1 protein-coding gene is annotated in these 245 nt (G+C 62.9%); it reads right to left on the reverse strand.

The window, feature by feature from the left end:
- The coding region (locus SB753_RS40320; protein WP_410805580.1) for an acyl-CoA dehydrogenase family protein at window positions 1–245 on the reverse strand (245 nt) is incomplete at both ends.

Below are 245 nucleotides of genomic sequence, written 5' to 3' on the forward strand. Positions count from 1 at the left end.
GCGCGCCCTTATTCCCGACGGTATCCATCATGTAAGCCGTCTTCAACGTCAGCAACCGGGCCTGCTCGATCAGACACCGCGCCTCGGCAATCCGCTCCTGCGTAACAGTCTGCGCCGCAATCGGCTTGCCAAACGCCACACGCTGCAGCGTGCGCCTGCACATCAACTCAAGAGCCCGCTCAGCAAGCCCAATCAACCGCATGCAATGATGAATGCGCCCCGGCCCGAGCCGCCCCTGCGCAATC

The organism is Paraburkholderia sp. SIMBA_053 (assembly GCF_046534895.1).
In the GTDB taxonomy this organism is placed as follows: Bacteria; Pseudomonadota; Gammaproteobacteria; order Burkholderiales; family Burkholderiaceae; genus Paraburkholderia; species Paraburkholderia caledonica.